Origin of the sequence: Streptomyces sp. NPDC059850, assembly GCF_042731515.1 — a bacterium.
Lineage (GTDB): Bacteria > Actinomycetota > Actinomycetes > Streptomycetales > Streptomycetaceae > Streptomyces.
Genome location: NZ_JBHWJI010000065.1, coordinates 47,273 through 53,348, shown reverse-complemented (window position 1 = coordinate 53,348; position 6,076 = coordinate 47,273). Strand labels below are relative to the sequence as shown.

The following is a 6,076-nucleotide window of genomic DNA, read 5'->3' as shown; positions in this document are numbered from 1 at the left end:
CGTGCCCGCCAACGTGCTGGGATTCGGAAAGCGCCCGTAATTGGGGGCACCTGTGCGCCGGGGGCCGGGGCCCCGTCCCACCGCCCCCTTCTTCATGTCCGGGCGCCCGGACGCATACGGGCTCGCGGCGGTTCCCGGGATCTGCTGAGAAATCCGTCAGACGGCTCTGGGCAAACACACAGCGGAGTCCGAACTGGCTCACGGATAGCCCTCCTAATGTTTTCCATGTCGAAACCGAACGGCCCAGCCGAACGGACGAGACAAACGAAAGAGAATCGCCGACATTCGCGAGAGGAAAACATCATGAGCTTCAAGAAGATCGCCCCGGTCAAGCCCGCCCGCAAGCCCGAGCCGGGCAAGAAGAAGCACCCGAAGCCCGCCCCGAAGGCGCCGCAGAAGCGTCAGCCCCGTCGCCCCATCGGCGGCTGACCCACCTTCTGAAGGCGGGCCCGCGGCAATCGCGCCGCGGGCCCGCCTCGGCCGTTTCCGAGCCGTTTCCGGACCCGGGAGACCCCACGTGACGACACCCCCGCCCTCTTACGACGACCAGGCGACCATGCAGCTGCGCATGGTCGTGGCCGACCCCGCCACCGGCCGGGGGCGGCACCGGCGCCCCGGGCGGCCCCGCCCGTACGGCCGTCACCAGCGGGCGGTGCAGCCGCTGCCCGAGGCGTACACGTACGTCGTCCCCGCGCCGGAGGACGGCGAGGCGGCGGAGCAGGCCGCTCCGCAGCTTCCGGCGCGGCTGGCGTTCCGCCGGTTCTGGCCGCTCACCAGGGGTGACCGGCGCTGGATCGTGCTGATCTGCGTCTGCGTCATCGCCGCGGCGCTCGCCGAGACCGCCGCGATCCTGCTCTTCTCCGACCTCACCGACAACGCCCTGCGGCAGGGCTCGCTCAGCGCGTTCTGGAGCCCCGCGGCGCAGTGGCTCGCGGTCGCCGTTCTCGGCGCGGGCGTCGGCTACGCCGGTAACTCGCTCGCCGTCTGGACCGCCGAGCGCTTCGTGATGCGGCTGCGGGCCCGGGTCTTCGGGCACGTCCAGGACCTGCCGCCGCACTTCTTCGCCCGCCACCGCCAGGGCGATCTGCTGGAGCGGCTGACCGGGGACATCGACGCCATCGAGCAGATGGTGGTGTCCGGGGTGGTGGGCACCGTCTCGGCCGTCTTCAGCACCGTCTTCTTCTCCATCGCCGCGTTCACCCTGCGCTGGGACCTGGCGCTGGCCACCTTCGTCCTCGCGCCGCTGTTCTGGCTGGCCGCCCGGCGCTTCTCCGGCCGCATCAAGTCGGTCGCCCGGGAGGAGCGGGTCGCCGACGGCGCGATCACCTCCGTGGTCGAGGAGTCGCTGTCGAACGTCGTGCTGACCCAGGCGTACAACCGCAAGGCCGCCGAGGAGGACCGGCTGCGGCGGGAGGCGGGGGCGTGGATGCGGGCCTCGGTGTCCGGGGCCCGGATGAGCGAGCTGTACGAGCAGATCGTCGAGGTCCTGGAGACGCTGTGCGTGCTCGCCGTCATCGGGCTCGGCGCCTGGGAGATCTCCCAGGACCGCATGACGATCGGCCAGCTGCTCGCCTTCGCCGCCTTCCTCGGCTACCTCTACCCGCCGATCCGCAACCTCGGCCAGCTGGGCCTGACCCTCACCGCCGCGACCGCGGGCGCCGAGCGGCTGCTGGAGATCCTCGACGCCGAACCGGCCGTACGCGATCCCGCGCCGGGCGCGGCCGTCGCGCCATGGCGGGTGCACGGCACGGTGGAGTTCGACCGGGTCGCCTTCCGCTACCCGGGCGCCGAGCGGCCGACCCTGGCCGGGGTGTCGCTGACCGCCCGGCCGGGCGAGTTCGTCCTGATCACGGGGGCCAGCGGGGCGGGCAAGTCGACCGTCTCCAAGCTGCTGCTGCGCTTCTACGACCCGGGCGAGGGCTACGTACGGCTGGACGGCGTCCCCCTGCACGCCGTACCCCTTGGCTTCCTGCGCGACCACGTGACCCTGCTGCCGCAGGAGACGCTGATCCTGCACGACACGATCCGCGAGAACATCGCGTGCGGACGGCCGGGCGCGAGCGACCACGAGATCGTCGCGGCCGCGCGCGACGCGGCCGCCGACGACTTCATCCGCGCCCTGCCCCAGGGATACGACACTCCCATCGACCCGCACACCGCCCAGCTCTCCGGCGGCCAGCTCCAGCGCATCGCCATCGCCCGTGCGATGCTGCGCAACGCGCCCGTGCTGGTCCTGGACGAGCCCACCACCGGCCTCGACGCGCTGGCCGCGCGGCGCGTTGTGCGCCCGCTGCGGCGGCTGATGGCGGGCCGTACGACCATCATGATCACCCACGACCTCAACCTGGCCCCGGACGCCGACCGCATCCTGGTCCTCGACCACGGCCGCCTCGTGGAATCCGGAACCCACCGCGAACTCCTCGCCCTGAACGGCGCCTACGCCCGCCTCCACGGCTCCCAGAACGGCTCCCTGACGGACACCGGATCGCACCCCACGGTCCAGCTCGGCCCGTCCTGACGACGGCGGTCCCGGCCCGTCCGGGGCCAGCCCAGGGCCGCTACCGCCACAAGGTCCGCAACCTCAACAGCTCCGATTCCGGAGTCGACGGCACATCGTAGGAGCGGCCGGATCAGGCGGCGGATTCCCCGTTGTCGGCACTGGTCGTCTGCTCGTTCACCCACCGCTGGGCCTCCGCGAGGCTCGGGGCGGTGCCTGCGGGCTCGTACGAAAATCCGTTCCACTCCTCCAGCACCCGTGGCTCGTCCGGACGGAGATGTCCGCCGGCGCGGGGAACGGCGCGGGACGGCTGGTTCGGCGGTCCGGGTCGGGAGTGCTTGCCCATGGTCTCGATGCTCTCAGGCCGCGACCGGCGTCGACCGCGCTGCCGCGACATCCGCCGCGCGGGTGCGGACCTCGTCCACCGCAGCGGTGCGGTACGGGCTGGCGGCATCCAGCAGGGTGTTGAGCCGGGAGGCCACCAGAGTGGAGTCGACGCGGGCGGCGTCGTCCAGCGCCTGCTGGGCTTCTGCGGCAGCCTGCTCAGGCTCGCCCTCGTTGAACAGTGCGGCGGCCAACGCAAGGGCGTCGGTGAAGTGCACGCTCGCGGCCCGGGGCAAGTGCGGCTGCCGAGCACTGCTCTTGAAAAGGCGTGGCTGCCGGGCATCGTGATGCGAAACTCGGTCCGCAGCCTTATCCACATCCGCGTCCCGGGGGTCCGCATGGAAGTCGCTTCGCTGCTGCCGTTGACCACGGCCCGGTTGTCGCTGCGTCTGTTCACTCCCGGCGACGCCGACGACCTGTACGCCTACCAGAGCCTGCCGAGCGTTGCGCGCTACTTGTACCGGCCGGTGCACACGCGTGAGCGCAGCGAGCAAGTTGCCGCCGAGCGCGCGGCGCAGACGGCCTGGCGCGTCGACGGGGACAAGCTGGCGCTCGCTGTCTGCCGACGCGATGAGCCCGGCGTCCTTGGCGAGGTGAGCCTTGCCCTGGCCGATGCCCGCGCAGCCCAGGCCGAGATCGGCTGGACTCTGGACCCAGGTCACCAGGGGCACGGCTACGCGACCGAGGCGGCCTCGACGCTGGCCGGGTTTGCCTTCGACACGCTGGGCGTGCACCGGCTCTACGCACGGCTGGACGTGGAGAACACCGGGTCTGTGCGGGTCTGTGAGCGCCTCGGGATGCGCCGGGAGGCGCACCTGGTCGAGAACGACCTCGACGGGGATCGCTGGGGCAGCGAGTACATCTACGCGGCGCTGTCCGCGGATCTCAAAAGATGCTGATGCTGCCGCCGTCACTGGATGAGTGGCTGCCCGAGGGGTATCTGGCCCGATTCGTGGCCGAACTGGTCGACGAGGTGCTCGACCTGGGCCCGATCCTGGCGTCCTCCACCGAGAAGCGCGGGTTCCCGCCGTATGACCCGCGGTTGATGGTCCGGCTGCTGATCTACGGGTACACCACCGGAGTGCGCTCGTCGCGGGCGCCTGGCGCAGCGACTGGGCATGGTCAAGATGGGCCCCGCCCCGCGCGGACGCATCCCGGCCGACGCCACAGCGCGCGAGCGCATGGCCCGCAAACCGCGCACCAAACCCGGACGCGCTGTCTTCGGGCAGGTCGGAACCCCCGGACTGGCCGCCGCCCGGGCCTGAGCGCCCAGGCGGCACCATCACCCTCCACTGCAACCACACCCCGCACCCGCCCCGACACCGCCGACAAACCCCAGACCGCCAGAGATCCGACCACCAACCCTCGGCGGCTTGCCCGTTACCGACCCACGCTCCTAGTCGACAACTCAGAGGCGTACGAGGGCCCCGGCAAGCCATGCCGGGGCCCTGTCGTGTCCGCGCACCCCAGACGCCCGCCGGATTGTCGGTCGTTCGGCCGTCTGCGGTCCCCGGTGCGCTTCCCTACGGTCGATTGAGCTGGTCAACCCAGCTCGAAACACAGGGGGAAGCACGTTCCATGAGCACCATTGGGATCACTCCGCGCCGCGCCCTCGGGGAGACGGGCGCCAACGAGTCGTACGCGCTGCGGTGGCGGCGCCGACGCGGGCTCACAGGTCCTCGACGGCCACCAGCCCGTCCTGGATGGCCCGCGCCACCAGGCCCGCTTTCGTGCGGGCCGGGCGGCCCGCGTTCGCGTACTTGATGCGCACCCGGTCCAGGTAGGTGTTGACCGTCCGCACCTTGATGTTGAGCCGCTGCGCCACCAGTTCCTTGGACTCCGACTGGAACCACTCGATCAGCACGTCCTCCTCGCGCTGGGAGAGCCGGGGCCGGTCGCTGCGGGCGTTCGTCCCCAGCGCGCCCGCCAGCGCGGGCGGGGTGTACGGGTGCTGGCGGGCGGCGGCGAGGGTCGCGGCCACCAGGTGGCGGCCGCCCTCGGTCTTCGTCAGATACGTGGCGGCGCCCAGGTCCAGGCAGGTCAGCGCCGTCTGCTCGTCGTCGCGCATCGTGTAGACGACCACCTGGCGCCCGGCGTCGACCAGCCGCCGCAACTCTCCGAAGGCGGGCCCGGCGTCGCTCAGCTGAAGGTCGAACACGACGACGTCGGCACCGTCGCCCGGCGGTGTCCACGCGGTGGCGGCGGTCTCGCCCGCCGCGATCACCTCGATCGGCTGCTCCGAGGAGGCGTACCACGCCTCGACCCCCGCGAGGATCGCCGGATGATCATCTATCAGCGCCACGCTGACGGGTTCGGTCGGCATCGTCTCCCCCTTCACCTACGGACGCCCGACCCTAATCGCCCGCGAGGTGCGACGCAGCGCTGCTGGCACGCACCCTCACCGAGAAAAATGGAGGTGCGCGCAGACCTCCGGCGGTGTCAGGCTGCGCGAATGAACCGTGAACAAATGTCCAGGATCGCTCATGCCCATCATCCGATTAAGGCTCCCCTCGACGACGATGCGGTGCGCGGTCTGCTGGAGCGCGGGATCTCCCGGCCCGACGCGCGGGTGCTCGATCTCGGGTGCGGAGGAGGGGAGTGGCTCCTTCGGGCGCTGTCCACCAGACCTCGCTTACATGCCGAGGGCGTCGACATCTCCGAAGACGCACTGGCACAAGCCCGTGAAGCCGCGAGCGGCCTCGGCGTCCAGGAACGCCTGGTCCTGCACCAGCAGGCAGCCGCCGATTTCGTCTCCGCGCAGCCGTTCGACTTGGTGCTGAGTGTCGGGGCCGCCCACGCCTTCGGCGGTCTGCTGCCTACGCTCGCGGCGGCGCGGGGGCATCTGGCTCCGGGCGGGCACGTCCTGGTCGGTGACGGAATCTGGGAGGGGGAGCCTTCTCCGGAAGCGGTCGAGATGCTCGGCGACTTCGCCGACCTGGCGACCACCTTGGATCGCGTGACCGCTGACGGGTGGACGCCCGTCCATGGCCACGTCAGCACCCGCCGGGAGCTGGACGACTACGAGTGGTCATGCTGGGGGACGCTGGCCGCATGGGCCCTGGACCATCCTGATGATCCGGACAGTTCCCAGGCTCTCGCGACCGCCGCGACCCGCCGCTCCGAATGGCTGCGTTCCTACCGGGACAGCTTCGGCTTCCTCTGCCTGGTCTTGCGCCGGACGCCGACCGCCTGACC

At 71.3% G+C, this 6,076-nt stretch carries 7 protein-coding genes and 1 pseudogene; 5 read left to right on the top strand and 3 right to left on the bottom strand.

Annotation, left to right across the window (positions count from 1 at the left end; all coding sequences use genetic code 11):
- Nucleotides 1-303 precede the first annotated feature (303 nt).
- Complete coding sequence (locus ACFV9T_RS36315) at nt 304-429, top strand: hypothetical protein (RefSeq protein WP_385446791.1); 126 nt, start codon at nt 304-306, stop codon at nt 427-429.
- A 127-nt stretch (nt 430-556) separates the two neighbouring features.
- The gene (locus ACFV9T_RS36310; protein ID WP_385446792.1) at nt 557-2,518 is read left to right on the top strand and encodes an ABC transporter ATP-binding protein; all 1,962 of its coding nucleotides are present in this window, start codon (nt 557-559) and stop codon (nt 2,516-2,518) included.
- Nucleotides 2,519-2,630: 112 nt separating this feature from the next.
- Here the strand turns inward: ACFV9T_RS36310 and ACFV9T_RS36305 are convergent, their stop codons facing one another.
- Both ACFV9T_RS36305 and ACFV9T_RS36300 read right to left on the bottom strand, forming a co-directional pair.
- Entirely contained in the window at nt 2,631-2,843 is a 213-nt protein-coding gene (locus ACFV9T_RS36305) for a DUF6087 family protein (protein WP_385446790.1), read from the bottom strand.
- Nucleotides 2,844-2,856: 13 nt separating this feature from the next.
- On the bottom strand, nt 2,857-3,075 hold the full coding sequence (locus tag ACFV9T_RS36300; RefSeq protein ID WP_385446789.1) for a hypothetical protein: 219 nt from the start codon (nt 3,073-3,075) through the stop codon (nt 2,857-2,859).
- A gap of 144 nt (nt 3,076-3,219) precedes the next feature.
- Here ACFV9T_RS36300 and ACFV9T_RS36295 point away from each other — a divergent pair, with 144 nt between their 5' ends.
- Together ACFV9T_RS36295 and ACFV9T_RS36290 are read left to right on the top strand one after the other, a co-directional pair.
- The gene (locus ACFV9T_RS36295) at nt 3,220-3,780 is read left to right on the top strand and encodes a GNAT family N-acetyltransferase (RefSeq protein WP_385446788.1); all 561 of its coding nucleotides are present in this window, start codon (nt 3,220-3,222) and stop codon (nt 3,778-3,780) included.
- Nucleotides 3,777-3,980 (top strand): annotated as a pseudogene (locus tag ACFV9T_RS36290) (transposase); the annotation flags it as partial. The gene ACFV9T_RS36295 and the pseudogene ACFV9T_RS36290, both read left to right, overlap by 4 nt.
- A gap of 570 nt (nt 3,981-4,550) precedes the next feature.
- Here the strand turns inward: ACFV9T_RS36290 and ACFV9T_RS36285 are convergent.
- Nucleotides 4,551-5,204 carry a response regulator gene (locus ACFV9T_RS36285; protein WP_385446787.1) on the bottom strand — a complete coding sequence of 218 codons (654 nt, stop codon included), beginning with the start codon at nt 5,202-5,204 and terminating at the stop codon, nt 4,551-4,553.
- Between the two features lie 129 nt (nt 5,205-5,333).
- On the opposite strand from ACFV9T_RS36285, the gene ACFV9T_RS36280 reads away from it, so the two are divergent.
- Nucleotides 5,334-6,074: an SAM-dependent methyltransferase gene (locus ACFV9T_RS36280; RefSeq protein ID WP_385446786.1), complete on the top strand. Its 741-nt coding sequence runs from the start codon at nt 5,334-5,336 to the stop codon at nt 6,072-6,074.
- Nucleotides 6,075-6,076: the final 2 nt, after the last annotated feature.